The sequence below is a fragment of the Holtiella tumoricola genome (genome assembly GCF_027857615.1).
Taxonomy (GTDB): Bacteria; Bacillota; Clostridia; order Lachnospirales; family Cellulosilyticaceae; genus Holtiella; species Holtiella tumoricola.
Genome location: NZ_JAQIFT010000068.1, coordinates 32,861 through 58,291, shown reverse-complemented (window position 1 = coordinate 58,291; position 25,431 = coordinate 32,861). Strand labels below are relative to the sequence as shown.

The window sequence follows — 25,431 nt, the reverse complement described above, 5'->3', positions numbered from 1 at the left end:
GTCAAGATGAGAGTATATAACTTTTCAGCAGGACCTGCTGTATTACCACTTGAAGTATTAGAAAAAGCACAAAGAGAACTTGTATGCTTTGAAGATGCAGGAATGAGTGTAATGGAGATGAGCCATAGGTCCAAAGCGTATATGAAGATTATTGAAGAAGCAGAGGCAAAGCTTCGTAGTCTGATGAATATACCGGATCATTATAAAGTGCTTTTTTTACAAGGTGGTGCTTCACTTCAATTTGCAATGGTACCTATGAATTTGATGGTGGGTTCAAAAAAAGCAGATTTTATTGATAGTGGTGTTTGGTCATCAAAAGCCATTAAAGAAGCTAAAAAATTTGGGAAGGTTAATGTGATTGCATCCTCCAAATCTGATACTTATAGCCATATACCAACTTATAAGAAGAGTCAATTTGACAAAGATGCTGACTATGTTTACATTTGTGAAAATAATACCATTTATGGTACGAAATTTAAAACATTACCTGAAACGGGTGATGTACCATTAGTAGCGGATCTATCTTCTTGCATCATGTCTGAAGTTATCGATGTCACAAAATATGGTGTAATCTTTGCAGGTGCTCAAAAGAATTTAGGGCCAGCAGGTGTTACAGTTGTCATTATACGTGAGGATTTGGTAGGAAAAGCAGATGAGATTATACCAACTATGTTGAACTACCAAACACATGTAGATAATGATTCTATGTTTAATACACCACCAACTTATGCTATTTATATGCTTAAACTTGTATTTGAATGGGTAGAAGCACAAGGAGGTGTTGCTGCTATTGAAGCACGTAACAAAGAAAAAGCAGCACTTCTTTACGACTTCTTAGACCAATCTGAACTTTTTAAAGGAACAGCAGCAATAGAAGATCGTTCCTTAATGAATGTACCATTTGTAACAGGAGATGAAGTACTTGACGCAGCCTTTGTTAAATCCGCTACAGCTTGTGGACTTGTCAACTTGAAGGGACATAGGAGTGTAGGTGGTATGCGTGCAAGCATTTATAATGCAATGCCTATAGAAGGTGTAAAAGCATTAGTCGACTTTATGAAAGCATTTGAGATTGAGCATAAGGAGGCGATGAAATGAATAAAATCTATACTTTAAATAAAATTTCTTCTAAGGGGATAAAGTTATTTGGAGAAAATTATCTTGTTCAAGATTCATTAGAAGAGGCAGATGCAATTTTAGTAAGAAGTGCCAAGATGCATGATATGGAACTACCAGTCCATGTTAAAGCTATTGCAAGAGCCGGTGCTGGTGTGAATAACATTCCCGTTGAAAGTTGTGCAGAAAAAGGAATCGTTGTCTTTAACACACCAGGTGCTAATGCAAATGCGGTTAAAGAAATTGTCATTGCAGGCCTTCTGCTTTCCTCTAGAAAAATAGTAGAAGGCATTAACTGGGCAGGGACATTAACAGAAAATGTAGCTAAGGAAGTAGAAGCAGGTAAAAGTGCTTTTATAGGACCAGAAATTCTAGGTAAAAAGTTAGGGGTTATAGGACTTGGTGCAATAGGTGTTATGGTTGCTAATGCAGCACAAGCGCTTGGGATGGATGTTATAGGTTATGATCCATATATATCTGTTGATGCAGCGTGGGGGATTTCACGTCATATTCATCATGCACTTTCACTTGAAGAAATTTTAACAGAGGCAGATTATATTACGATACATGTCCCCCTTACACCAACGACTAAGAATATGTTTAATGATGAAGCTTTTGCAAAAATGAAAAAAGGTGTGCGTATTCTTAATTTTTCACGTGATACTTTAGTAGATAACGAAGCCATACTAAGAGCAATTCAAGAGGGAATTGTTGAAAAATATGTAACAGATTTCCCGGTAGATGGACTTATTGGTCATCCTAATATTTTAATCATTCCACATTTAGGAGCCTCAACACCTGAATCAGAAGAAAACTGTGCAGTGATGGCTGTTAAACAGGTGAAAGATTACTTAGAAAATGGTAATATTGTAAACTCAGTAAATTTCCCGCAATGTGAGATGTCATGGAATGCTGCATTTAGACTAACAATTATACATAAAAATATACCTGCTATGATTGGAAAGATTACAAATATTATTGCAGAAGAAGGCATTAATATTTCAGATATGCTTAACAAGAGTAAAGGAGAATGGGCATACACAATGATTGATACGGATACAAAAGTAACCGATCAAAATGTTCAAAATATCTTAGATATTGATGACATTATTAATGTGAGAGTCCTTTCAAAATAGATAGGTGAAAAGAGGGACTGTTACAGGACAGTCTCTTTTTTTGTAGCTATATCATTATTTGGAATAATAAAAGAGATGAAATAGGAATGAGGTTCTGATATTATAGAGAGAATAGTTGAAAAAGTATAAACTAATTAGGGAGAAAGGGTGCTTAAGATGAAGGAGTTATCACTACATATTTTAGATATTGTACAAAATAGTATTAGGGCAGAGGCAAATTGGATTAAGGTTATTGTAGATGAAGATCCTGAGAGTAATTGGTTGACTATTTCGATTGAGGATAATGGTAAAGGGATACCAGAAGGTATTAAGGCTACTGTGACCAATCCATTTACGACAACAAGAACATTGAGGAAGGTAGGGCTAGGTCTTCCTTTATTTAGTCAATTATGTGTAGAGTGTGAAGGAGAGCTAAAGGTTACAAGTGAAGAAGGGAAGGGAACTTGTATTATTGGAAAACTACGCTACGATCATATTGATCGTTTACCTATAGGGGATGTGGCAAGTACAATGAAAACACTGATTCTGGCTAAATCAGATATTCACTATGTTTATGAGCATCATTATAGGAAGCAAATTTTTATATGTGATACTGAAGAAATTAAAGGAATGCTAGAGGGAGTGCCTATACAGGATTTAGAAATTCTAGAGTGGGTCGAGAACTTTATTAAAAATAATGTAGAGGCATTGTATGAATGTTGGAAGAATAATGTAAACATTGATAAATAATAAACTTATCCCAAATTGGTTGAGAAAACGGATTATTAAGTTTATAATTTTTATAGGATAGGTCAAAAATTGTCTTATTCTTATAGTTATTATACTCACATTTTACTAAAAGTAAGACAGAGAAAGGGAGGAGTACAATGAAGCACTTAAGTTTTAAAAAGGGTATACACCCTAAGTATCACAAAGAACTTACTAATGCCAAACCAATTGAGCTTTTATTGCCTAAGGAAGAATTAGTATATCCAATGCAACAACACATTGGTAGCCCATGTAAGCCACTTGTGAAAAAAGGAGATCGGGTGTTAGTTGGACAAAAAATTGGTGAGCCAACAGGTTTTGTGGGTGCCCCTATTCACAGTAGTGTATCAGGAACCGTTAAAGTGGTAGAAGAGAGAGTGAACCATCAAGGGCATCTTGTAATGTGCGTTGTTGTAACAAATGATTTTACATATGAAGAGATATTAGAGTTAAAAGATGGTGGAGTAGAGGACTATACAAAACTTACCAATGAAGAGATTGTAGCTATTATTAAAGAAGCTGGTTTAGTTGGGATGGGTGGTGCAACTTTCCCGACGTTCATTAAGTTATCACCACCAAAAGATAAGGTAATTAAACATATTATAGTAAACGGTGCTGAGTGTGAACCCTATCTCACTTCTGACCACAGGGTAATGTTAGAAGAAGGTGAGCGCATTATAGCAGGACTGAAAATTTTATTGCATATGTTCAAAGATGCAACAGCATTTGTTGGTATTGAAGACAATAAGATGGATGCAGTAGAAAATATGAGTAGGTTATGTGAAAAAGAATCAAAAATAGCAGTAAAAGTCCTTGAGACCAAATATCCTCAAGGTTCAGAAAAACATCTGATTTATGCGACAACAGGTTTAGAAGTACCTAGTGGGAAGTTGCCAGCAGATGTGGGAGCTATTGTTCTTAATGTAGATTCCATTGTAGCCATTTGGAGAGCTGTTACAAAGGGTAGACCGATTATGAGACGAATCGTTACTGTAACAGGAAATGGTGTTAAAAATCCAACAAACTTTAAAATAAGATTGGGTATGAGTTTTAGAGATGTACTAGAAGCAGCAGGGTGGGATGAACAAGCAACTGTGAAAGTCATTTCAGGAGGGCCAATGATGGGTGCAGCACTTAGTTCAGTAGATGTACCTATTGGTAAAGGAACTTCAGCTATTTTATGTTTAACGGAAGATGAAGTGGATACAACACCAACATCTAATTGTATACGCTGTGGCAAATGCATACAGGCATGTCCAATGCGTCTTGTACCTAATGCCTTACATCATTCCGCCTTACATCATGAGGATGATGAGTTTAAGGCGTATTATGGAATGGATTGTATAGAATGTGGTAGTTGTTCTTATGTGTGTCCTGCAAAAAGACAATTGGTACAATCAATACGTACAGCAAAAAATAGAGTGAGACAAAAATAGCCAGGGGGAGAAATAGACATGGATAAATTACTAAGTGTATCCTCATCACCACATCAACGCCAAGCCCATAGTGTTTCTAGTATTATGCGCGATGTTATTATTGCTTTAATACCGGCACTCTTGGTAGGTACATATTTATTTGGGATGAGAGCATTATTACTTACGGTTGTATCAGTTGCATCTTGTGTGGCATTTGAGGCTATATGGCAACACTTTACCCATCAACCATTAACCATTAAAGATTTAAGCGCAGTTGTAACAGGTATACTTATAGCTTTCAACTTACCAGCTACTGCACCTATTTATGTGCCTATTGTAGGTGCTTTTGTAGCAATTATTTTAGCTAAACAATGTTTTGGTGGTATTGGACAAAACTTCATTAACCCAGCATTAGCTGCACGTGCGTTCTTACTTGCAGCCTATCCACAAGCTATGACAAGTTTTGAAATACCAGAACATTTTATTGGAACTGTAGCGCCTGTATCCGATGTAGTAGGTGCGGCCACAGCAGTTGATGCCTTAGCAGGTGCAACACCTCTAGTAGCTTTGAAAACACAAAATGTATTAGCCATGCCAACTATGTTAGATGCTTTTGTGGGAAATATTGGAGGTTGTCTAGGTGAAGTATCAGCACTTGCTATTTTATTAGGAGGTCTATACCTCATTTATAAAAAAGTAATTACTTGGCATATTCCTGTATGCTATTTAGGTACAATGTTTGTAATGACATTGCTCTTTGGAGGAGTAGGGGTACAAGCAAGCTTTACTTCTTTATTTTTAGGGGGGGCAATGCTTGGTGCATTCTTTATGGCAACAGACTACACAACAAATCCTATGACATTAAAAGGTCAGATCATCTTTGCGGTATGTGCAGGTATTATTGCTTCTGTTATTAGACTCTTTGGTGGTTATCCAGAAGGTGTAAGCTACAGTATCTTAATTATGAATTTAGTTGTACCTATTATTGATAAATTTGTTAAGCCAGTACGCTTTGGAGGTGGTAAAGCATGAGAGAACCATTAAAACTTGGAGCAGTTTTGCTTATTATCACGACTATTTGTGGTGGTTTACTTGGATTTATTAATGCAAAAACATCACCTATTATTGCACAGGGTAAAGAAAAGTCACAGCAAGAAGCTGTACAACAACTTTTACCTAGTGCAAAAGAAATGGAAGAAGTAATAGTTACAGATACACCAAGCCTTGAAACGGTTTTTGTAACATATGACAATGGTACGTATACAGGTGCAGTAGCAAAAGTGTATCCTGATGGGTTTGGTGGAAGTATTGAACTTTTAGTAGGTATGCAAGCAGATGGAAATCTAGCAGGTATTCAAGTTCTAAGTCATGCTGAAACACCAGGTCTTGGCGCAAATATGACTCTTGATAGCTTTAAAGAGCAATTTCCAGGGCAAGTAACGCCTCTTGAAGTAAGTAAGACTTCTAGTGGTCAAGGAGAAATTATGGCAATTACAGGCGCAACGATTACAACACGTGCAGTTGTAGATGGCGTTAATGTGGCAACTGAATATATGAAAGCGCATCAAGCTAACTGGGAAAAGGGGGAATATTAAGATGAAAACGCTTATCGAACGCTTAAAAGCGGGGATTATTACAGATAATCCAGCATTTATGCAAGTATTAGGTATGTGTCCAACACTTGCTGTTACAACAAGTGCCAATAACGCTATAGGTATGGGACTTGCAACAACTGCTGTTTTACTTTGTTCTAATACAGTTATTTCTTTACTTAGAAAATGTATTCCTTCTAAGGTGCGTATACCAGCCTTTATTGTAATCATTGCAAGTTTTGTTACAATGATTGATTTACTTTTACAGGCTTATATTCCAGCATTACATGCACAACTTGGATTATTCCTTCCTCTAATCGTTGTAAACTGTTTAATTTTAGGAAGAGCAGAAGCTTATGCTTCTAAAAATAAAGTTCTACCTTCTCTTTGGGATGGCTTAGGTATGGGACTTGGATTTACCATTGCTCTTACGATGATTGGTGTTGTAAGAGAAATATTAGGAGCGGGAACGATCTTAGGGTTACAAGTCATGCCTGCAAGTTATGACCCAGCTATTATTATGATTTTGGCACCAGGTGCATTCTTTACTTTAGCGATTATTATGGCTATTTTAAATGCACTGAGAGCAAAGAAGAAGTAGGGGGCGGAATATGGAACTATTACTATTATTTTTAAGTGCTGCACTAGTAAATAACTTTGTACTTTCAAGATTCTTAGGGATTTGTCCTTTCTTGGGTGTATCTAAAAAAATTGAAACCGCATTAGGAATGGGAATGGCAGTAACCTTTGTTATGGGGCTTGCGTCATTAATTTCGTATGTTGTGTTTGAATTTATTCTTGTACCACTCAAGTTAGAGTATATGTATACAGTAGCATTTATTTTAGTTATTGCTTCACTTGTACAGTTTGTAGAGATGGTTATTCAAAAAACAAGCCCATCTTTATATTCAGCATTAGGGGTATACTTACCACTTATTACGACCAACTGTGCTGTACTTGGGGTAGCCATTATCAATATGCAAAAATCTTATTCACTTGTTCAGTCTGTTGTTAATGGTGTAGGTGGAGCTGCTGGTTTCACTATTAGTATTGTACTTCTTGCGGGAATTCGTGAACGTATTGAAAAAAACAATATATTACCTTGTTTAAAAGGTTTCCCTATTACACTTATTTCAGCAGGTTTTATGGCTATAGCATTTTTAGGTTTTCAAAACCTTATTAAATAGAAGGGGGAAACAAGATGAATATCATGGAAATAGTCAATCCTATTCTTGCAATAGGAAGTATGGGATTATTATTTGGTGTAGGACTTGGTATTGCTTCGAAGAAATTTGCAGTACCAGTAGATGAACGTGTAAGTGCAATACGTGATCAACTTCCAGGGGCTAACTGTGGTGGTTGTGGCTTTGCAGGTTGTGACGCTTTTTCTAAAGCAGTTGCAAATGGAGAAGCAAAAACAAATGGTTGCCCTGTAAGTAGTGATGAACAAAAAGCTGCTATTGCAGAAATTATGGGAGCTACAAATGAAGTTGGTGCAAAACAAGTTGCCATTGTAAGATGCCAAGGCACAATGGATAAAGCTAAGCTTAAATATAACTATGAAGGTATTGAAAGTTGTGAAGATGCACATTTAGTAGGCAATGGACCAAAAGGTTGTGCATATGGTTGTCTAGGATTTGGAAGTTGTGTAAAGGCATGTCCTTTTGATGCACTTACTATAGAAAATGGCTTAGCAACTGTGGATGAGGCAAAATGTAAAGCATGTAGTGCATGTGTTGCAGCTTGCCCAAGACATCTTATATACATAGGTCAGAGCGAAACAAAGTATCAAGTCAAATGTATGTCTCATGATAAAGGGAAGAATGTAAAGACTGTATGTGAGGTAGGTTGTATTGGTTGTGGACTTTGTCTTAAACAATGTGAAGTAGGCGCCATCAAACTTGAAAATGCACTTGCAACCATTGATGCAGACTTATGTATTGGATGTGGAAAATGTGTAAGTAAATGTCCAACACATGCATTAGTTGTTCATAATTTATAATGTTAAGTCAAAAGAGATTGTTTGTTTAAACAATCTCTTTTTTATTGTAGATAATCTTCTAGAATCTTATTTTTAGTACCTATGTATAAGAATTAAAATATGGTACAATAAAGAAGATTTTTGAATGAACAAAAGATAAAAGTGAGGGGGGCACTAAATGAAAACAAAAAGCTTTTGGGTTTTATTACTTTGTATGTTAGCAGGGTTAACAGTGGGGTATTTTATAGGAGATTTATGTGCAAGAGTTCCGTTTTTAGATTTCCTTAACTATAGTCAAGTATTTGGCTTAGAGCAACCTGTTAGTGTGGATTTTGGTATTTTAGCAGCAGTTATTAAAGTGCAAATTAAAATCAGCTTAGCAGGTGTGTTAGGAATGATTGGTGGTATAGTTATTTATAAAAAGATTTGATTAAGGAGAGTCATATGTGTAAATTGATTTTAGCTTCTTCATCGCCGAGAAGAAAGGAATTAATGGGACTTATTCCTGTTGATTTTAAAATAGAAACAAAAGAAGTAGAAGAAAGTATAGATGCCCGTTTAACACCTGAAGAAAATGTTAAGACTTTAGCGAGTAAAAAAGCATATGCAGTAGCCGAAAGTTTTAAAGAAGAATGGGTACTTGGATGTGATACAGTTGTTGTATATCAAAATAAGATATTAGGAAAACCTAAAGATGCCTCAAATGCTAAAGAGATGCTTGCTGCTCTTAGCGGTGACAAGCATGAGGTCTATACTGGAATAAGTCTTTATCACATCAACAAAAATATTCATATTCAGTGTGCAGTGTGTAGTAGTGTCTATATGCGAAATATCGAAGAAGCTGAAATGAATTGGTATATAGCAACAGGTGAACCACTTGACAAAGCGGGTGCATATGGTATACAAGGATATGCAAGTAACTTTATAGAAAAAATAGAAGGTGATTATTTTAATATAGTTGGCTTGCCTATATCTACAGTGTATAAAATATTAAGAAGTCAAGGTATTATTAACCTATAAAAAGTAAGGTCTTCTGAAATAAAATCTTAAAAATTAGTATAAATCTGAAAATAATCGGTAATCATTTAATAGGTTATAAAAGGAGTTACCATTATGAAGATTGAAGATTTTCCATTAGAAGAAAGACCATATGAAAAATTTTTGAAATATGGCGAGCAAAGCTTAAGTGATCTAGAACTTTTGACTATTCTTATACGTACAGGTACTCAAACAAAAAGCAGTATGGATATAGCTCGAGAGCTGTTAGTCGATGAAAAAGGACGTACTAACTTGCTTAGACTTTATGAAAATAATCTAGAACGTTTAATGTGTATTAAAGGTATAGGAAAAGTTAAAGCAATCCAGATTTTAACTTTATTAGAAATGAGTAAAAGACTATCACAAACAACGTATAGCCATAAAATGAAGTGGCAATCACCAAAAGATGTAGCCAATTATTTTATGGAAGACTTAAGGCATAAAAAGATAGAGCAATTTTTAGTTGTCTATTTAGATACCAAATGTAAGTGTTTGGGGTATGAAGCGATATCTAAAGGAAGTTTAAATGCTTCAATTGTTCATCCAAGAGAAGTATTTAAAGGTGCTATTTTAAAATCTGCATATAGTATCATAGCTTTGCATAACCATCCGAGTGGTGATCCAACACCAAGTAGAGAAGACATTCAAATTACAAATAAGTTAAAATCTTCTGGAGAAATGTTAGGAATAGGGTTGCTAGATCACATTATTATTGGAGATGGCTTATTTATTAGTTTTAAAGAGCAGGGCTATCTCTAAAATATTTATAAAGTAAATGCAGTTTTTATGTTGAAAAACAACGAAAAAGACTGTATCATGTTAACAGTGGGATTTTATGCAAATTCTATAGGATGATGAATAAATTAGATGAATTAATTGAATTCAAATAGGATCAGAAGATGAAATTGACATGGTAGGAGGAACTAATTATGTTCGGAAGAGATATGGGAATTGACTTAGGTACAGCAAATACACTTGTATTTGTAAAAGGTAAAGGTATCGTAGTCAACGAACCTTCAGTAGTAGCAATAAAAGAAAAAACAAACCAAATTTTAGCTGTAGGTGATGAAGCTAAAAAAATGATCGGTAGAACACCAGGTAACATTGTAGCAATTCGTCCACTTAGAGATGGGGTTATTGCAGACTTTGGAACAACAGAAGCAATGATTCGTTACTTTATTGGTAAAGCTTACAAGCAATCATTATTTTCACCAAAACCACGTGTGATTATCTGTGTACCATCAGGTGTTACATCAGTTGAAAAACGTGCAGTAGAGGAAGCAACAATTAAAGCAGGTGCAAAACAAGCACTTATTATGGAAGAACCAATGGCTGCTGCAATTGGGGCTAATCTTAGAGTAGGAGAGCCAACAGGTAATATGGTTGTAGACATCGGTGGTGGTACAACTGACGTTGCAGTTATTTCATTAGGTGGTATTGTAGCAAGTAAATCTCTTCGTATTGCAGGAGATGAATTTGATGAATATATTGTATCTTACATTAAAAAAGAATATAACCTTATGATAGGTGAACGTACAGCAGAACAAATTAAACTTACAATTGGTGCAGCTTATCCAACAGGTGAAAACAATACAATGGAAATTAGAGGTCGTGACCTTGTAACAGGACTTCCAAAAATCTTAACAATCACTTCTCAAGAGGTAACAGAGGCAATTAAAGAGCCTGTTAATGCCATTGTAGAAGCAATTAAGTTTACTTTAGAAAAAACACCACCAGAATTATCAGCAGATATTATGGAAAGTGGTATTATGCTTACAGGTGGTGGTGCACTTCTTACAGGTTTAGATACACTAATCAGTTTAGAAACAGGTATGCCTGTTAATATTGCGGAAAATCCATTAGACTGTGTAGCGCAAGGTACTGGCTTAGCGCTTGAAAATATTGAAAAGTGGGCAGGACTATTTGCCGACGATAAATAGACAAGGAGAGAGGGGCCTTGAAATTATCTCAAAAAGCTAAAAAGAAAATGATTATAGTGGGTATAAGTGTTGTAGCGGCTCTCTCTGTCACTGTAGTATTAGGTGTTAAATATAATATCTCTATATTGAGCAGTATAGCAGACGTTGTAACGTACCCATTTAAACAAGGTATTCATTTTATATCAAATCAAGTGAAAGAAGTTGGCGATTATTTTGTAAATGTTGAAAACCTTATTAAGGAAAATGAAGAACTTAAGTTGCAAAATGATCGTCTTGTTTACCAAAATACAATGCTTACTCAGTATAAAGGTGAAAATGAAAGTCTTAAAGAACTTCTTTCATTAAAGCAACGATATGAAGAATATCCAACACTTGGCGCAAATGTAATCGCCAAAGATACAAGTAATTGGTATAAGTCCTTTAATATTGATAAAGGGCTTATACAAAATATTAAAGAAGATGATGTACTTTTAGCAGATGGTGGACTAGTTGGGCATGTAACGAAAGTAAATCCACTTACTTCAGTTGCTCTTTCCATTATCGATGATAGAAGTTCCATTAGTGTAAAAGTCGTAAGAACAGGGGATACAGGCATACTAAGAGGTGATGTTGAACTTGGTAATGATGGCTTATGCAAGTTAGAAATAGATGTAGAATCTGAGGTTGTAAAAGGAGACCAAATTATAACGTCTCATCTAAGTGATATTTATCCACCAGGTATTCCTATTGGAACAGTGGAAGAAGTGACAACAGGTAAAAATGGATTGACCCAATATGCCTACATTAAACCTTTTGTAGACTTCAAGCATTTAGAAAGTGTACTCATTATTTCTACAGATGATGAAGAATAGAGGGTAGACAAATGCGAATAGTCGTAATTGGAATGTTACTCATTCTAACACATATTTTAGAAATGACACTTTTTGATACCATTCGTATTGGAGCAGTAGCACCTAACTTTATGGTTATGATTATTGTCTCCTTTGCACTTCTTAGAGGAAGTAAAGAAGGAGCTATTATTGGGGCAGGTGCTGGTCTCCTTTATGATGTAACATTTGGTATGTTTTTAGGTCAACAAGCCATTCCTTACTTTCTAGTAGGTTATATTTGTGGCAAGTTTAATAAGAATTTTTATCGAGAAAATTTTATTATGCCATTTTTTTGTACACTTTTTAGCAGCTTCTTTGTAAGCCTTGTATCAGTTCTCATCTATATCATGAGGGGAAAGGTCAATCTTTTCTTTTTCCTTAAGACACTTGCTATTCCAGAAGTGATTTATACCGTTACTTTATCTCTAGTCTTTTATCAACTGATTTATTTAATTAATGAAAAACTTGAAATAAGAGAAAAGAAAACAAGGAATATATTTTAATTAGGAGGGTGACATGAAGAAGAAAGTAAACAGTATCCTCCACATTTTTTCAGATAGACTTTTTTTATTGTTTGCAGGGATATGTGTATTATTCATTGTTATAACAGGAAAGTTTTATCAGCTTCAAATTATTGAACATGATAAATACGCCAATAACTTACGAGCGAGTGTAGAGCGTAGTATACAGGTTGAGGCACCAAGAGGGTTAATCTATGACCGCTATGGCAGACCACTAGCGGTAAATAAACCTAATAATGTGATCAGTATTGATCAACAGGTACAGATGAAAAAGTCAGAGCTCAATCGCATTCTTTTAGATGTTGTAAATTTGCTTGAGAAGAATGGAGACACTTACCTTGATGAAATTCCTATTACAAAAGATGCACCTTTTGAGTATACAGAAGGTAAAACAGGGATTAACCAATTCATGTATTCCATTCCTTATAATAACGAAGAACATAGACAACAGCTATTACAAATGTCAGCTGGTGAAGTCATTGAGTATTTACGAGGTAAATACGATATCGATGAAACTATGACAGATGAAGAAGCTAGAAAGGTTATTGCACTACGTACGGAGATTTATAAAGTTGCGTATAGTAAGTACAAAACAGTTAAAGTAGCAAAAGGCGTGTCAAATGAAACGATAGCTTACTTAGAAGAACATCATGATGATTTTCCTGGTGTGATTGTAGATGTAGAGGCAGTTCGTTATTATAATGAGCCTGAGATTTTAGGAAACTTAATTGGATATACACGTACAATTACTGAAGCTCAATATGAGGAAATGAAAGAACAAGGTTATGACAAAGATGATATTGTAGGTCATGAGGGCGTAGAAAAAACAATGGAAAGCGAACTACGTGGACAAAAAGGTCTAGAACGTGTAGAAGTAGATAACGTAGGAAGACGTGTCCATACCATTGAAAAAGAAGAAGCTATTCCAGGAAATGATGTTTTTCTTACTATTGACCTAGATTTACAACGTGTAGCTTATGAAAGTACTGAAAAGAACTTAAGTGAAGCAATTGTAGAAAAATTAAAAGGAACCAATCCAAAAGCTTTTTCTTTAACAAGCAAGGAAGTTATCATCTCTATGCTAAACAGTAGCCAACTTGATATGAGAAAACTGGAGAAAGCAGAAGAAGGTACTATTCAATATGAAATTTATCAAAAACTTATGGGTAAATATAACAACTTAGATGCTGTTGTAAAAGAAACCCTAACACCTTTACAGCTTCTTACTCAATTATTAGAAGAAAATACAGGAGAATTTACTGAAAAGGATATGTTACTTGTTTTTGATGAACAAGGTGCAATAGATTTATCCCAAGATGTTGTACAGGCATTTAAGACCAATAGAAATGGAACAACAGAGTATACGTTAATTGATCAGTTTGAAAAAGGGACACTTAAGCCAAATCAAATGTCTGTGACACCATCAAGTGCATCAACAGTTGTCATTGATGTAGCAACAGGAGAAGTATTAGCGTTAGTAGGTTATCCATCTTATAATAGTAATGAGATGACTACAAACTTTAATAGATACTATAATACGTTATTTGATAATCGTAGCATGTTATGGAATAGAGCATTAATGACTGCAAAAGCACCTGGGTCAACCTTTAAGATGATTAGTGCTATTGCTGGATTAGAAGAAGGTGTTATTACTCCAGATACATTGATTTATGACTCTGGGATATTTGAAAAGGCAGGTAATCCTGCACCACGTTGTTGGATTTATACAAACAATGGACATGGACATGGTAACGTAAACTTATCAAAAGCAATCGAAGTATCATGTAACTACTATTTCTATGAACTTGCATATCGATTAGGTTTAAAAGGTGGCGCACCATATGGAGGCATTGATATGCTGACTAAATATGTTGAAATGCTTGGTTTAGATCAAAAAACAGGTATTGAATTAGCAGAATCACCACCTAATATTTCTACGCCATATAATTTGGTTAAAAATCAAATTGCAGAGCAATTTTCAGCTATTCGTAAGTTAGATGAAGATAAACTTAAAAAGTATATTGAAGAAATTGTAGAGGTTATGGAAAAGGGAATCTACCCTATTGAAAGTTCTGCAGGAGAATCAGTTGATGAGCAGATTAGTTATTTAGCACAGTATGAACTAAAGCGTAATCTTGAGCCAGTATTCCAAGAAGCTTTTGATGATGACTTATCAAAAGTAATTGAAGGTGCTTATAAACAGATGCAACTTGCATTACAATCAGATTCAAAAATTTATTTAGAACAAATTCTTGAAGGTACAATGCATGATACTAAAGAACGCTCATTACGTAATAAGGCAAAATCCCAATTAAGTATTGCACTTAATAATATGATAGGTGAGCATTTAGATGAACAGATTAGTACTGTAATCAACGAAATTGATATTTATGAAATATTGGATGCTTATGAACATGCTTATAATACTTTATACAATAGACAAATCAAGCAAGCACCAGATTCAGAAGTTGTTACAGAGCTTAAGAAGCGGTTAGAAACCCTTGATGAAAGTCAAGAATTTTATAAACAAGATATGCTCAAAAAATTCAAGACAAGTTTAATCAATAATATTGCAAATGAAATACTATCCGGTTTAAGATTAGAGTGGACAGATGGTACGACAGTACGTACAGCTATTGGACAAGGAGATAATGCATTTACACCTATTCAAATGGGAAGATATATTGCTGCACTTGCTAATGGAGAGTATGTTTATAATTTACGTATTATTGATGGTATTAATCATACTAAAACGAATCAAGGCTATGTAGCAACTGAACCAAGTATCTATAATGAACTTAATATTAAAGAATCTACATTAAAAAGCGTTTATGAAGGAATGTATCAAGTAACACATGGTACATTAGGTTCCGCAAGAAATGTTTTTAAAACTTTTGAGGTTCCTGTAGCTGGTAAAACAGGTACAGCGCAAGAAAATAATGATGAGCACAGTTGGTTTGTGGGCTTTGCACCATATGAAAATCCTGAAATTGCAGTTGTTACAACGGTATATAATGCTTACGGCCAAGGTACTTATGGTCAAGAAATTACTAAAGACATTTTATCCGAGTACTTTAATTTAGGAAAAGAAGCACCTAAAACAACACTGGATAATATGTTTGTTGAATAGTGGGGGAGGCTGAATATGGATAATCTTGTTGTATTTAAAGGTTCTGTAGATGGAATAACAGTTGTTTTAGATGAAATTGCACCTTTTGAGGCAGTCATTAATAATTTTGTTGAAAAATTAGAAAGCTCGAAGAAGTTTTTTAGTGGTGCAAAAGTTAATATGCGTTTTAAAGGGCGTAAGCTTTCTAAAGAGCAGCAAGATGAATTGATGTGCCTCTTAGCACATCAAAATATCCTTAATGTTGCATTTATTCATGACTTTGAGCAAAATGCAAGTGCGAAATCTGATGATCAAGTGAAAGCAATATTAGAAGAAATGAAAAAACCCAATGTTTCACTTACCAAATATCACTATGGAATTGTTCGTTCAGGACAACACATCGATTTTAGGGGGAGTGTTGTTGTTATAGGAGATATTAATCCTGGTGGAGTCATTACAGCAGATGGCAATATTATTGTAATGGGTACATTAAATGGCAAAGTTCATGCAGGACTTGATGAACAGTTTAAAAATCCATTTATTTTAGCCACCAATATGCATCCTATGCAAATTGGTATCCGTAATGTTATTGCACAACCGCCAGAAGATGAAGTGGTAAGTCGTAATAAAATACACATGCCACAAATTGCATATGTGAATAATGATCAAATCTATGTTGAAGAAATAGATTTTAAAACACTCAATCATATGATAGAATAATTAGAACAAAAGATATAAGGGGGATAAGTATGAGTCAAGTAATTGTCGTTACATCAGGCAAAGGTGGTGTAGGAAAAACAACAACTTCAGCAAATATTGGTACTGCATTAAATTTATTAGGTAAAAAAGTCGTATTATTAGATGCAGATATCGGTCTTAGAAACTTAGATGTTGTTATGGGACTAGAAAATCGTATTGTATATGATTTAGTTGATGTTGTTGAAGGTAGATGCCGTATTAAACAAGCTTTAATTAAGGACAAGCGTTTTGAAGGGCTTTTCTTATTACCAGCAGCACAAACACGTGATAAAGATGCAGTAAGTCCTGAGCAAATGAAAAAGCTTTGTGATAGTTTAAAAGAAGACTTTGACTATGTTATTGTAGACTGTCCTGCAGGGATTGAACAAGGATTTAAGAATGCAGTTGCAGGTGCTGACCGTGCACTCGTTGTAACTACTCCAGAAGTATCAGCAGTACGTGATGCAGACCGTATTATTGGATTACTTGAAGCAAACGGTATCTCAAATACACAACTTATTATCAATCGTGTACGTATGAACATGGTTAAACGTGGTGATATGATGGCGATGGATGATGTAGTAGAAATTTTAGCGATTGATCTTCTTGGTGTTGTACCAGATGATGAACATATTGTTATTACAACAAATAAAGGTGAGCCTGCAGTAGCAGATAAAAGTGCACTAGCAGGGAAAGCTTTTAGAAACATTGCAGATCGTATTGAAGGAAATGAAGTACCTTTCTTAGATCTCGAAATGGGGAATGGCTTTATTGATAAAATAAAGAGAATGTTTGGTTTTAATAATTAATAGCTAAAGAGGGTGAGAGGGATGCTAGATTTTAGTCAATTGTTTGGTAGAAAAAATTCGTCAAGTAACGTAGCAAAAGATAGGTTAAAACTTGTTTTAATTCATGACCGTATGAACTGTTCTACAGAATTACTAGAAATGATGCGTTCTGACATTATAGAAGTCATTTCTAAATATGTAGATATCGATACAGACGATTTTAATATTGAAGTTTCTTCGATGGAATGTGATAAAAGTGGAAACAAAGCACCAGTTTTATCAGCTAACATTCCCATCAAAAATTTAAAAAAAGTAAGTAGAGGCTAATTACTTTTTAGAAGCAGGAAAGGGAAATTTAATATATGTTCAGTTTAAAGAAAGAACATCTAAAGAATATTGATTATTGGATGGTTTTATGTATGTGTGCTCTAATAGGTATAGGTATTCTTGCTATTAGTAGTGCTACAACTTATTCTGGTGATACAGAAGTATTAAAGATGCAACTCCTCTTTTTTGCAACAGGTATTGTACTTATGCTATTTGTAATGGCTATAGATTATCATTTTTTAGGTGAATGGTATATTCCTATATATATCGCCTTTAATCTATTGCTGATAGCTGTATTTTTTCTAGGGAAAAATGTAAATGGTGCAACAAGATGGATTCAGATTGGTCCGATGACTATCCAACCATCAGAGTTTGCTAAAATTGGAGTTATCCTATGTACAGCTAAATTACTAGATAAATATAATGATAAAATTAATTCTTTCAAATCTCTTATGATTGTAGGACTGTTTCATTTTATTCCTTTCATACTTGTAAATAGACAGCCGAATTTATCGACTAGCCTTGTCATTTTGGGCATATTAGTGATACAATTATTTGTAAGCAAATTGGATATGAAAGTTATGATTTCTACAGCAGCAATAGCAGTTGCTACTGCAGGTATTATACTAGTCTATATTATTACCAATCCTTATCAAAAGATTATTCCGGATTATCAACGTAATCGTATTGTTACTAAAGTACATGGTGGAGATAATTTAGATGAAAACTATCAGACCAATCAGTCAGTTCATGCGATTGGTTCAGGTGGTTTAGAAGGAAAGGGACTTTATCAAGGTGCCATTAGCCAATTAAACTATTTACCAGAATCACATAATGACTTTATTGTAGCCATTATTGCTGAAGAGTTTGGCTTTGTTGGGATTTTAATAGTACTAGGAATTATTCTTTTTATGATTGCAAGGGGGTTATGGATAGCCCATTCCGCCCCTGATGACTTTGGCCGGTTTATTATAGCTGGCTATATGGGTATGATAGCGATGCAAACCTTCGTAAATATGGGGGTTGTAACAAGTTTATTACCTAATACAGGCCTTCCGCTTCCGTTTATTAGTTATGGAGGAAGTTCATTATGGGCAAACATGATGGGATTAGGACTTGTATTAAATGTTGGGATGAGAAAAGAAAATACGATGTTTTAGGAGGTAAGTGATGAATATAGGACTTATAGCGCATGATGCTAAAAAGAAACTCATGGAAAATTTTACAATTGCCTATAGACACATACTAGCAAAACATACTTTGTATGCTACAGGTACAACTGGAAGACTAGTAGAGGAAGCAACAAATTTAAATATTTATAAATATTTAGCAGGACACTTAGGGGGGGCGCAACAACTTGGTGCACAAATTGCACATAACCAATTAGACATGGTTATTTTCCTAAGAGATCCTGTAACACAAAAACAGCATGAGCCAGATGTAGGCGCATTAGAAAGATTATGTGATATCCACAATATCCCTATTGCAACAAATCTTGCAACAGCTGAACTTTTAGTAAAAGCCTTAGAAAGAGGCGACTTAAGTTGGAGAGAAGTAATCCGTTAAAAAAAGACTTTCATAAGTCTTTTTTTTATGGATATTTATCCAAGACATTGAAAAGGCTAATATAAAAACACTCCCATTAAGGGTGAAGAATAAATTTGGAGGACTATAATGACCATTTTATCAGAGCAGATTTTAAAACAGGTAGATAAGCCAGCACGTTATATTGGTGGTGAAATGAATACTTATGAAAAGGATTTAAGCAGCATTGATGTGCGTTTTGCTTTTGCTTTCCCTGACGTTTATGAGGTAGCAATGAGCCATTTAGGTATGCAAATCCTTTATCACTTTTTAAATAGAAGAGAAGATACTTATTGTGAACGCGTATTTTCACCATGGATTGATATGGAGAAAATTATGCGTGAAAAGAATATACCACTTTTTTCATTAGAAACACATACACCACTTAAAGAATTTGATTTCTTAGGTTTTACACTTCAGTATGAAATGAGTTATACAAATATCCTAAATATGATGGATTTATCAGGTATTCCACTTCTCAGCAAAGACCGTACAGAAGAGGATCCGATTATTGTAGCTGGAGGACCTTGTGCCTATAACCCAGAACCTTTAGCACCATTTATTGATTTCTTCTATATTGGTGAAGGTGAATTTGCTTATGACGAAATTCTAGACTTATACAAGGCCTATAAAAAAGAAGGGCGTACAAGAGCTGAATTTTTAGAAGCACTTCTTGATATTGAAGGTATGTATGTACCAAGTTTCTATGAAGAGATTTATAAAGAAGATGGAACAATTTTAGAAAAGCGACCATTACATCCAAAAGCTAAAACAAAGATACGTAAAGTTATTATGACAGATATGGATGAAGTCTACTATCCAACAACACAAGTTATTCCTTGGATTCAAGCAGTACATGACCGTGTAACACTTGAAATGTTTAGAGGATGTTTAAGAGGATGTAGATTCTGTCAAGCAGGTATGATTTATCGTCCAGTACGTGAAAAATCAAAAGATGTACTTATTAATTATGCAGAAAAACTTTTAGCTTCTACAGGCTACGAAGAAATTAGTTTAGCTTCATTAAGCACAAGTGACTATAAAGATTTAGAGCCATTTGCTAATGAACTTCTGGAATTATGTGAAAAAGAGTGTGTAAATATCTCATTACCATCTCTTCGTATTGATGCATTCTCTGTTGACTTAATGCAAAAAGTACAAGAAGTACGTAAAAGTAGTTTAACTTTTGCTCCAGAAGCAGGTACACAACGTATGCGTGATGTGATTAATAAAAATATTACAGAAGAAGAAATCCTTAGAGGATGTAATCTTGCTTTCAATGGTGGGTGGAACCGTGTTAAACTTTACTTTATGCTAGGTTTACCGGGTGAAATGCAAGAGGACGTAGAAGGCATTGCAGCATTAGCTGAAAATATTGTACATGAATATTACCAAATTGATAAATCTAAACGTCAAGGTGGGGTACAACTTGTTGTAAGTACATCTTGTTTTGTTCCAAAAGCCTTTACGCCTTTCCAATGGGAACCACAAGATACATGTGAAAGTTTTATTGAAAAGCATATGATGTTAAAACATGCAATTAAAAGTAGACAAATTAAATATAATCACCATGATGCAAAAACAAGCGTATTAGAAGCTGTTATTGCAAGAGGGGATAGACGTGTTGCAAACTTAATTTTAGAAGCATATAAATTAGGTGCTACATTTGATAGTTGGAGCGAACACTTTGATGAAGAGAAATGGGCAAAAGCGAGTGAAATTTCAGGCGTAGACTATGCATTCTATGCAAATAGAAGACGTGACTATGATGAAGTTTTACCATGGGATCATATCGATATTGGCGTAACAAAGAACTTCTTAATTCGTGAAAGTAAAAAAGCACATGAAGCTGTTACAACCCCTCAATGCCGTGTGAAATGTTCTGGATGTGGAGCAAATACTTTCAATAAAGGAGTTTGTTATGAGAATTAGATGTAAATTTACAAAGTTAGGCTATGTAAAGTTTGTAGGTCATTTAGATACAGTAAGAATGTTCCAAAGGGCAATACGTGTTGCACGTATTCCAATTGCTTACTCTCAAGGTTTTAATCCTCATGCTAAAGTATACTTTGCTATGCCACTTTCAGTTGGTGTAGGAAGTACAGGAGAATATATTGATATTATTACTAAGGAAGATGTTGATGTTACAAAAGCTAAGGAGGTACTTAATACAATTTTACCAGAAGGTATTCGTGTCTTAGAAGCTACAGCTATTACAGAAGGTACGCCATCTTTAATGAGTTTAGTAACAACTGCAGATTATAAAGTTGTGTTTACACAAGGTGCATTAACAAGTGAAGATATGGCACATATTCAAGAAAGAATAAACGCAGAGTCTTTAGTTGTTCTTAAAAAGGGCAAAAAGAAAACTTCAGAAGTGGATATTAAGCCACTTGTTAAAGCTTTTGAAATTGTAGAACAAGAGGGTACAGTAGAAATCCATATGCAAGTAGCTGCAGGTAGTGCAAGTAACTTAAGCGTTGATTTACTACTAAAAGCTTTAATAGAGAAAGAACTTGAAACATTAGATTATAGTGTTGAAAGACTAGAACTTTATGCAGGAGAAGAAAACGCTATAGTGCCTCTTATTCAAGTAGGGGCTTCTCATGCTTAAGCAAGTTATTATTGATGAAGGCTGTGCATTAACAAGGATTGCCTTGTTAGAAGACGGAAAGCTTATTCATCTTTATATTCAAGATCATGTTGAAGAGACCTTGCAAAACTATGTTTTGCAAGGTCAAGTTCAACAAGTAGTAAAAAATCTTAAAGGTGCTTTTATAGACTTTGGAAAAGAAAAGAATGGTTTACTACATTTTAAAAATATACCAAGCGCTTATGAGAACAAAATACAACTAGGTATGCGTATCCCTGTACAAATTCAAAAAGAAAATACAGGTGAAAAAGGCAATCGTCTAACTAGTTTTGTAAATATTCCAGGTTATTACCTTGTTGCCTTACCTTATGAACCAGGTATACAAATTTCTAAGAAAATTAAAAGTAGCCAAAGAAGAGATGAGCTCAAAACATTACTTATGCCTTTTGTAAATGAGGCATTAGGCTTTATTGTACGTACTAATGGTAAAGAAGCAACAGATACGGAAATTTTCAATGAAGCAACCTATTTAGCTGAAAAAGTGAAGCAATTTCATGAAATGAAAGCTAATGTACAAAAAGGGACGATTCTTTTAAAAGCAGAACCCCTTTATTGGGAAGTGGTAAAAGAGCATATCAAAGAAGATGAAGAAATTATATTTTTATGTAATAATGAAGAAACAAGTCAGCAACTACAAGAAAAAGTAGAACTTTTCTTGCCACGTTTACAAGCCAAGTATAAGAATTATCCATGTTATGAAAATTTATTTAGATTAATGAGTATAGAAAAAGATTTTTTGGAAACACTCAAAAGGAAGGTTTGGTTAAAAAATGGTGGGAACATTGTCATAGACTATACGGAAGCGATGACCATTATTGATGTAAATAGTGCCAAAGCTATTCTTGGTAAGCAAATAGGTAAAACAATTAAAGAACTTAATAAGTTAGCGATAGAAGAAAGTATTTATCAAATTGTTAGACGTAATTTATCAGGAATTATTATTATTGACTTAGTCGACTTTATATCTAAGGAAGATAGGCAGAGTGTCTATGAATGGGCACGTCAGTTTATTGCAAGTATAGATGGTACAAGGTCAAAGGTTTTTCCACCAACTGAACTTGATCTTTTACAAATAACAAGAACGAAGAAGTACTTACCTATTTATCAAAGATTATTTGGAAAAGAAAATGAATATACTTGTCAGTTTACTGTACCTAGTATAAGCTATCTTGCTTTTAAAGTAGAAAATGAAATCAAACAAATAGTAGCAACAACAGATATGAAACAAGTATTTGTATACTGTGGAAAGACGTTTTATACGGAGTTAATAAAAAGTTCTATACCAGCAAAATTAGAAGAAATTTACGATATTAAACTTAATCTCTATGAAGATGAAAAGCAAAACCAAACAAGTTTTGACATAAGGTTCCATAAACAATAAATAGAGTTGACATGTGTTATGGAGTATGATATATTAATGAAGTGTTTTAGCCGCACGAAGAGGTTTTTAAACTATTTGATAGTACCGAATTCGGCGAGTTTACGGTTTAAGGAGGTGTACACATGTACGCAATTATCGAAACAGGTGGCAAACAATACAAAGTTGAAGTTGGCACAACACTTTACGTTGAAAAATTAAACGTAGCAGCTGGTGAAACAGTAAGCTTTGACAAAGTATTAGTTGTATCTAAAGATGACAAAATGGTAGTTGGTAGCCCAGTAGTAGCTGGCGCAACTGTAAAAGCTGATGTTGTTGAAGAAGGTAAAGGACCAAAAGTTATTATCTACAAATACAAATCAAAAAAATCTTACCATAAAAAACAAGGTCATCGTCAACCTTTCACAAAAGTGAAAATTACTGCTATTGAAGCATAATTATTATGATTCGAGTAGACCTTTATTATAACAAAGATGTTTTATATCGCTTCAAATTATCTGGACATGCTGGCTATGCTGACCATGGTGAAGATATTGTTTGCAGTGCTGTAAGTATTTTAGTTATTAATACCATTAATGCTCTAGAGGCGTTAACGGAAGAAGAATTTTCTCTTGATGAGATTAATTCTAAAAAAGGTGTTATTGATTGTACTTTTAACAAGCGCAAACAAGGAATGCCAAATCAAGAAGCAACGCTTCTTTTAGAAGCAATGCAGATAGGCCTTGAGTCTGTCAAACAAATGTACGGAGAATACATTGAAATAAAAAATAAATCATTCTAAAACTTAGGAGGTGGATTAAATGATGCGTTTAGACCTTCAGTTTTTTGCTCATAAAAAAGGGGTAGGATCTACAAAAAATGGTCGTGACTCTGAATCAAAACGCTTAGGCGCTAAAAGAGCAGATGGACAAATCGTAAAAGCTGGTAACATCTTATATCGTCAAAGAGGTACAAAAATTCATCCAGGTAACAATGTTGGCCGTGGTGGAGATGATACTTTATTTGCATTAGTAGATGGTAGAGTTAAATTCGAACGTAAAGGCAGAGACAAAAAACAAGTTTCTGTATATCCAGTAGCACAAGAAGCGTAATCGATATACTTGGAAGGTTTCAACATCTGTTGAAACCTTCTTTTTATTAATGAGACAAGTTGCGATAGAAAAAAACAAAATGACATACACTATAAGATGAAAGGAGTGAGAATATGTTCGTCGATAAAGTGAAGATTTTCGTTAAGTCTGGTAAAGGTGGCGATGGCCATGTTTCTTTTAGACGCGAGAAGTACGTACCAAATGGAGGTCCAGATGGTGGAGATGGAGGTCGTGGAGGACATATCATTTTCCAAGTTGACCCAGGAATGAATACCTTAATGAACTTTAGACATAAAAGACACTATAAGGCAGAAGATGGAGAAAACGGTAGTAAGAAAAAATGCCATGGTAAAGATGGATTAGACTTAACTATAAAAGTTCCACAGGGAACAATTATCCGTGAAGCGGAAACAGGCAAAGTAATTGCTGACCTTCATAAGCCAGATGACAAACAAGTAATCTTTAGAGGCGGTCATGGAGGTCGTGGTAATCAACATTTTGCTACACCTACAAGACAAGCTCCCAAATATGCAGAAAAAGGACGTCTAGCAAAAGAATATTGGGTTATTCTAGAACTTAAGATGATTGCAGACGTAGGATTAGTAGGTTATCCAAACGTTGGAAAATCAACTTTGCTTTCAATGGTAAGTAATGCACAACCTAAAATTGCTAACTACCACTTTACAACTTTATCTCCAAACCTAGGTGTTGTTTCTAACCAATACGGTAAACAATTTGTAATGGCAGATATTCCAGGACTTATTGAAGGGGCAGCAGAGGGCGTAGGACTTGGACATGATTTCTTAAGACATGTTGAGCGTACAAAAGTGCTTGTACATGTTGTAGATACAGCAGGTAGTGAAGGTAGAAATCCTGTAGAGGATATTTATGCAATTCAAAAAGAATTAGATCAATATAACCCAGAAATTTTAGAGACTAAACCTCAAATTATAGCAGCTAATAAAATGGATATTGAAGGTGCCAAAGAGAACTTAGAAGCACTTAAAAAAGCCTTTGAACCACAAGGAATCAAAGTTATTCCAATTTCGGCTGCTGCAAATGATAATTTACAGGTTTTACTTGAGGATATTTCAGCGCTTCTTGCAACAGTACCAGATGAGGTTATTGTTTTTGAACCAGAGTTTGAAGAAGAACAAAAAATTGACCATGAAGCTTATACGATTACAAATGATGAAGAAGGTTACTTCGTTGTTGAAGGTGTAGGCGTTGAGAAGATGATGGGTTATACTTCATTAGATACAGAAAAAGGTTTCGCATTCTTCCAGAAATATTTACGTGAACGTGGTATTATTGAAGCACTTGAAGATGCAGGTATTGCAGAAGGTGATACTGTACGTATTTATGATTTAGAATTTGAATACTATAAATAGAGGAGAATGTCTATGAA

General features: G+C 34.6%; 28 protein-coding genes. All 28 read left to right on the top strand.

Going from position 1 to position 25,431, the window contains the following annotated elements; genetic code table 11:
• Window positions 1–6 precede the first annotated feature (6 nt).
• The 28 genes from serC to obgE all read left to right on the top strand — a co-directional run bounded on the left by serC (window position 7) and on the right by obgE (window position 25,414).
• Complete coding sequence (gene serC / locus PBV87_RS19545; protein WP_053985326.1) at window positions 7–1,098, top strand: 3-phosphoserine/phosphohydroxythreonine transaminase; 1,092 nt, start codon at window positions 7–9, stop codon at window positions 1,096–1,098.
• Window positions 1,095–2,252, top strand: coding sequence for a phosphoglycerate dehydrogenase (locus PBV87_RS19540; RefSeq protein WP_271013440.1), 1,158 nt, complete (start codon window positions 1,095–1,097; stop codon window positions 2,250–2,252). The genes serC and PBV87_RS19540 overlap by 4 nt, the downstream gene beginning before the upstream one ends.
• Before the next feature lie 156 nt (window positions 2,253–2,408).
• Window positions 2,409–2,981, top strand: a complete 573-nt coding sequence (locus tag PBV87_RS19535) for an ATP-binding protein (RefSeq protein WP_271013439.1) — start codon at window positions 2,409–2,411, stop codon at window positions 2,979–2,981.
• A gap of 137 nt (window positions 2,982–3,118) precedes the next feature.
• Complete coding sequence (gene rsxC / locus PBV87_RS19530; protein WP_271013438.1) at window positions 3,119–4,435, top strand: electron transport complex subunit RsxC; 1,317 nt, start codon at window positions 3,119–3,121, stop codon at window positions 4,433–4,435.
• A gap of 18 nt (window positions 4,436–4,453) precedes the next feature.
• Window positions 4,454–5,446 carry an RnfABCDGE type electron transport complex subunit D gene (locus PBV87_RS19525; protein WP_271013437.1) on the top strand — a complete coding sequence of 331 codons (993 nt, stop codon included), beginning with the start codon at window positions 4,454–4,456 and terminating at the stop codon, window positions 5,444–5,446.
• Entirely contained in the window at window positions 5,443–6,009 is a 567-nt protein-coding gene (locus PBV87_RS19520) for an RnfABCDGE type electron transport complex subunit G (RefSeq protein WP_053985321.1), read from the top strand. The genes PBV87_RS19525 and PBV87_RS19520 overlap by 4 nt, the downstream gene beginning before the upstream one ends.
• A gap of 1 nt (window position 6,010) precedes the next feature.
• Window positions 6,011–6,607 (top strand): electron transport complex subunit RsxE, encoded by a 597-nt coding sequence (rsxE, locus tag PBV87_RS19515; RefSeq protein ID WP_053985320.1) that lies wholly within the window; start codon window positions 6,011–6,013, stop codon window positions 6,605–6,607.
• A 10-nt stretch (window positions 6,608–6,617) separates the two neighbouring features.
• Window positions 6,618–7,193, top strand: coding sequence for an electron transport complex subunit RsxA (gene rsxA, locus PBV87_RS19510; protein WP_053985319.1), 576 nt, complete (start codon window positions 6,618–6,620; stop codon window positions 7,191–7,193).
• 14 nt (window positions 7,194–7,207) lie between these two features.
• Window positions 7,208–8,008, top strand: coding sequence for an RnfABCDGE type electron transport complex subunit B (locus PBV87_RS19505; RefSeq protein WP_082238825.1), 801 nt, complete (start codon window positions 7,208–7,210; stop codon window positions 8,006–8,008).
• Window positions 8,009–8,165: 157 nt separating this feature from the next.
• On the top strand, window positions 8,166–8,417 hold the full coding sequence (locus PBV87_RS19500) for a DUF4321 domain-containing protein (protein ID WP_053985318.1): 252 nt from the start codon (window positions 8,166–8,168) through the stop codon (window positions 8,415–8,417).
• A gap of 14 nt (window positions 8,418–8,431) precedes the next feature.
• The gene (locus PBV87_RS19495) at window positions 8,432–9,007 is read left to right on the top strand and encodes a Maf family protein (RefSeq protein ID WP_271013436.1); all 576 of its coding nucleotides are present in this window, start codon (window positions 8,432–8,434) and stop codon (window positions 9,005–9,007) included.
• 93 nt (window positions 9,008–9,100) lie between these two features.
• Window positions 9,101–9,784 carry a RadC family protein gene (radC, locus tag PBV87_RS19490; RefSeq protein WP_271013435.1) on the top strand — a complete coding sequence of 228 codons (684 nt, stop codon included), beginning with the start codon at window positions 9,101–9,103 and terminating at the stop codon, window positions 9,782–9,784.
• 170 nt (window positions 9,785–9,954) lie between these two features.
• Window positions 9,955–10,965: a rod shape-determining protein gene (locus PBV87_RS19485; RefSeq protein WP_053985315.1), complete on the top strand. Its 1,011-nt coding sequence runs from the start codon at window positions 9,955–9,957 to the stop codon at window positions 10,963–10,965.
• Between the two features lie 17 nt (window positions 10,966–10,982).
• Window positions 10,983–11,816, top strand: a complete 834-nt coding sequence (gene mreC, locus PBV87_RS19480; protein ID WP_053985314.1) for a rod shape-determining protein MreC — start codon at window positions 10,983–10,985, stop codon at window positions 11,814–11,816.
• 11 nt (window positions 11,817–11,827) lie between these two features.
• Window positions 11,828–12,337 (top strand): rod shape-determining protein MreD, encoded by a 510-nt coding sequence (gene mreD, locus PBV87_RS19475; protein WP_053985313.1) that lies wholly within the window; start codon window positions 11,828–11,830, stop codon window positions 12,335–12,337.
• A 13-nt stretch (window positions 12,338–12,350) separates the two neighbouring features.
• A complete protein-coding gene (locus tag PBV87_RS19470) occupies window positions 12,351–15,485 on the top strand; it encodes a penicillin-binding transpeptidase domain-containing protein (RefSeq protein ID WP_271013434.1) in 3,135 nt (1,044 codons plus the stop codon).
• Between the two features lie 15 nt (window positions 15,486–15,500).
• Window positions 15,501–16,184: a septum site-determining protein MinC gene (locus tag PBV87_RS19465; RefSeq protein ID WP_053985311.1), complete on the top strand. Its 684-nt coding sequence runs from the start codon at window positions 15,501–15,503 to the stop codon at window positions 16,182–16,184.
• A gap of 29 nt (window positions 16,185–16,213) precedes the next feature.
• Window positions 16,214–17,011, top strand: a complete 798-nt coding sequence (gene minD, locus PBV87_RS19460; RefSeq protein WP_053985310.1) for a septum site-determining protein MinD — start codon at window positions 16,214–16,216, stop codon at window positions 17,009–17,011.
• A gap of 21 nt (window positions 17,012–17,032) precedes the next feature.
• On the top strand, window positions 17,033–17,317 hold the full coding sequence (gene minE, locus PBV87_RS19455; protein ID WP_053985309.1) for a cell division topological specificity factor MinE: 285 nt from the start codon (window positions 17,033–17,035) through the stop codon (window positions 17,315–17,317).
• A 35-nt stretch (window positions 17,318–17,352) separates the two neighbouring features.
• Window positions 17,353–18,477, top strand: coding sequence for a rod shape-determining protein RodA (gene rodA / locus PBV87_RS19450; protein ID WP_053985308.1), 1,125 nt, complete (start codon window positions 17,353–17,355; stop codon window positions 18,475–18,477).
• A 10-nt stretch (window positions 18,478–18,487) separates the two neighbouring features.
• Window positions 18,488–18,883 carry a methylglyoxal synthase gene (mgsA, locus tag PBV87_RS19445; RefSeq protein WP_053985307.1) on the top strand — a complete coding sequence of 132 codons (396 nt, stop codon included), beginning with the start codon at window positions 18,488–18,490 and terminating at the stop codon, window positions 18,881–18,883.
• A gap of 108 nt (window positions 18,884–18,991) precedes the next feature.
• A complete protein-coding gene (locus PBV87_RS19440) occupies window positions 18,992–20,833 on the top strand; it encodes a TIGR03960 family B12-binding radical SAM protein (RefSeq protein ID WP_271013433.1) in 1,842 nt (613 codons plus the stop codon).
• A complete protein-coding gene (locus PBV87_RS19435; protein WP_053985305.1) occupies window positions 20,823–21,515 on the top strand; it encodes a TIGR03936 family radical SAM-associated protein in 693 nt (230 codons plus the stop codon). The genes PBV87_RS19440 and PBV87_RS19435 overlap by 11 nt, the downstream gene beginning before the upstream one ends.
• Window positions 21,508–22,935 carry a ribonuclease E/G gene (locus PBV87_RS19430; protein WP_271013432.1) on the top strand — a complete coding sequence of 476 codons (1,428 nt, stop codon included), beginning with the start codon at window positions 21,508–21,510 and terminating at the stop codon, window positions 22,933–22,935. Before PBV87_RS19435 ends, PBV87_RS19430 begins: the two co-directional genes overlap by 8 nt.
• Window positions 22,936–23,057: 122 nt before the next feature.
• Window positions 23,058–23,369 (top strand): 50S ribosomal protein L21, encoded by a 312-nt coding sequence (rplU, locus tag PBV87_RS19425; RefSeq protein ID WP_053985303.1) that lies wholly within the window; start codon window positions 23,058–23,060, stop codon window positions 23,367–23,369.
• A gap of 5 nt (window positions 23,370–23,374) precedes the next feature.
• Window positions 23,375–23,713, top strand: coding sequence for a ribosomal-processing cysteine protease Prp (locus PBV87_RS19420; protein ID WP_053985302.1), 339 nt, complete (start codon window positions 23,375–23,377; stop codon window positions 23,711–23,713).
• A gap of 19 nt (window positions 23,714–23,732) precedes the next feature.
• Window positions 23,733–24,023, top strand: coding sequence for a 50S ribosomal protein L27 (gene rpmA, locus PBV87_RS19415; protein ID WP_053985301.1), 291 nt, complete (start codon window positions 23,733–23,735; stop codon window positions 24,021–24,023).
• A gap of 113 nt (window positions 24,024–24,136) precedes the next feature.
• Entirely contained in the window at window positions 24,137–25,414 is a 1,278-nt protein-coding gene (gene obgE, locus PBV87_RS19410) for a GTPase ObgE (protein WP_271013431.1), read from the top strand.
• Window positions 25,415–25,431: the final 17 nt, after the last annotated feature.

Bases quoted from the DNA above. Each gene is read 5' to 3' on its own strand.
- serC (WP_053985326.1), top strand. From the start codon at position 7: ATGAGAGTATATAACTTTTCAGCAGGACCTGCTGTATTACCACTTGAA.
- PBV87_RS19540 (WP_271013440.1), top strand. From the start codon at position 1,095: ATGAATAAAATCTATACTTTAAATAAAATTTCTTCTAAGGGGATAAAG.
- PBV87_RS19535 (WP_271013439.1), top strand. From the start codon at position 2,409: ATGAAGGAGTTATCACTACATATTTTAGATATTGTACAAAATAGTATT.
- rsxC (WP_271013438.1), top strand. From the start codon at position 3,119: ATGAAGCACTTAAGTTTTAAAAAGGGTATACACCCTAAGTATCACAAA.
- PBV87_RS19525 (WP_271013437.1), top strand. From the start codon at position 4,454: ATGGATAAATTACTAAGTGTATCCTCATCACCACATCAACGCCAAGCC.
- PBV87_RS19520 (WP_053985321.1), top strand. From the start codon at position 5,443: ATGAGAGAACCATTAAAACTTGGAGCAGTTTTGCTTATTATCACGACT.
- rsxE (WP_053985320.1), top strand. From the start codon at position 6,011: ATGAAAACGCTTATCGAACGCTTAAAAGCGGGGATTATTACAGATAAT.
- rsxA (WP_053985319.1), top strand. From the start codon at position 6,618: ATGGAACTATTACTATTATTTTTAAGTGCTGCACTAGTAAATAACTTT.
- PBV87_RS19505 (WP_082238825.1), top strand. From the start codon at position 7,208: ATGAATATCATGGAAATAGTCAATCCTATTCTTGCAATAGGAAGTATG.
- PBV87_RS19500 (WP_053985318.1), top strand. From the start codon at position 8,166: ATGAAAACAAAAAGCTTTTGGGTTTTATTACTTTGTATGTTAGCAGGG.
- PBV87_RS19495 (WP_271013436.1), top strand. From the start codon at position 8,432: ATGTGTAAATTGATTTTAGCTTCTTCATCGCCGAGAAGAAAGGAATTA.
- radC (WP_271013435.1), top strand. From the start codon at position 9,101: ATGAAGATTGAAGATTTTCCATTAGAAGAAAGACCATATGAAAAATTT.
- PBV87_RS19485 (WP_053985315.1), top strand. From the start codon at position 9,955: ATGTTCGGAAGAGATATGGGAATTGACTTAGGTACAGCAAATACACTT.
- mreD (WP_053985313.1), top strand. From the start codon at position 11,828: ATGCGAATAGTCGTAATTGGAATGTTACTCATTCTAACACATATTTTA.
- PBV87_RS19470 (WP_271013434.1), top strand. From the start codon at position 12,351: ATGAAGAAGAAAGTAAACAGTATCCTCCACATTTTTTCAGATAGACTT.
- PBV87_RS19465 (WP_053985311.1), top strand. From the start codon at position 15,501: ATGGATAATCTTGTTGTATTTAAAGGTTCTGTAGATGGAATAACAGTT.
- minD (WP_053985310.1), top strand. From the start codon at position 16,214: ATGAGTCAAGTAATTGTCGTTACATCAGGCAAAGGTGGTGTAGGAAAA.
- minE (WP_053985309.1), top strand. From the start codon at position 17,033: ATGCTAGATTTTAGTCAATTGTTTGGTAGAAAAAATTCGTCAAGTAAC.
- rodA (WP_053985308.1), top strand. From the start codon at position 17,353: ATGTTCAGTTTAAAGAAAGAACATCTAAAGAATATTGATTATTGGATG.
- mgsA (WP_053985307.1), top strand. From the start codon at position 18,488: ATGAATATAGGACTTATAGCGCATGATGCTAAAAAGAAACTCATGGAA.
- PBV87_RS19440 (WP_271013433.1), top strand. From the start codon at position 18,992: ATGACCATTTTATCAGAGCAGATTTTAAAACAGGTAGATAAGCCAGCA.
- PBV87_RS19435 (WP_053985305.1), top strand. From the start codon at position 20,823: ATGAGAATTAGATGTAAATTTACAAAGTTAGGCTATGTAAAGTTTGTA.
- PBV87_RS19430 (WP_271013432.1), top strand. From the start codon at position 21,508: ATGCTTAAGCAAGTTATTATTGATGAAGGCTGTGCATTAACAAGGATT.
- rplU (WP_053985303.1), top strand. From the start codon at position 23,058: ATGTACGCAATTATCGAAACAGGTGGCAAACAATACAAAGTTGAAGTT.
- PBV87_RS19420 (WP_053985302.1), top strand. From the start codon at position 23,375: ATGATTCGAGTAGACCTTTATTATAACAAAGATGTTTTATATCGCTTC.
- rpmA (WP_053985301.1), top strand. From the start codon at position 23,733: ATGATGCGTTTAGACCTTCAGTTTTTTGCTCATAAAAAAGGGGTAGGA.
- obgE (WP_271013431.1), top strand. From the start codon at position 24,137: ATGTTCGTCGATAAAGTGAAGATTTTCGTTAAGTCTGGTAAAGGTGGC.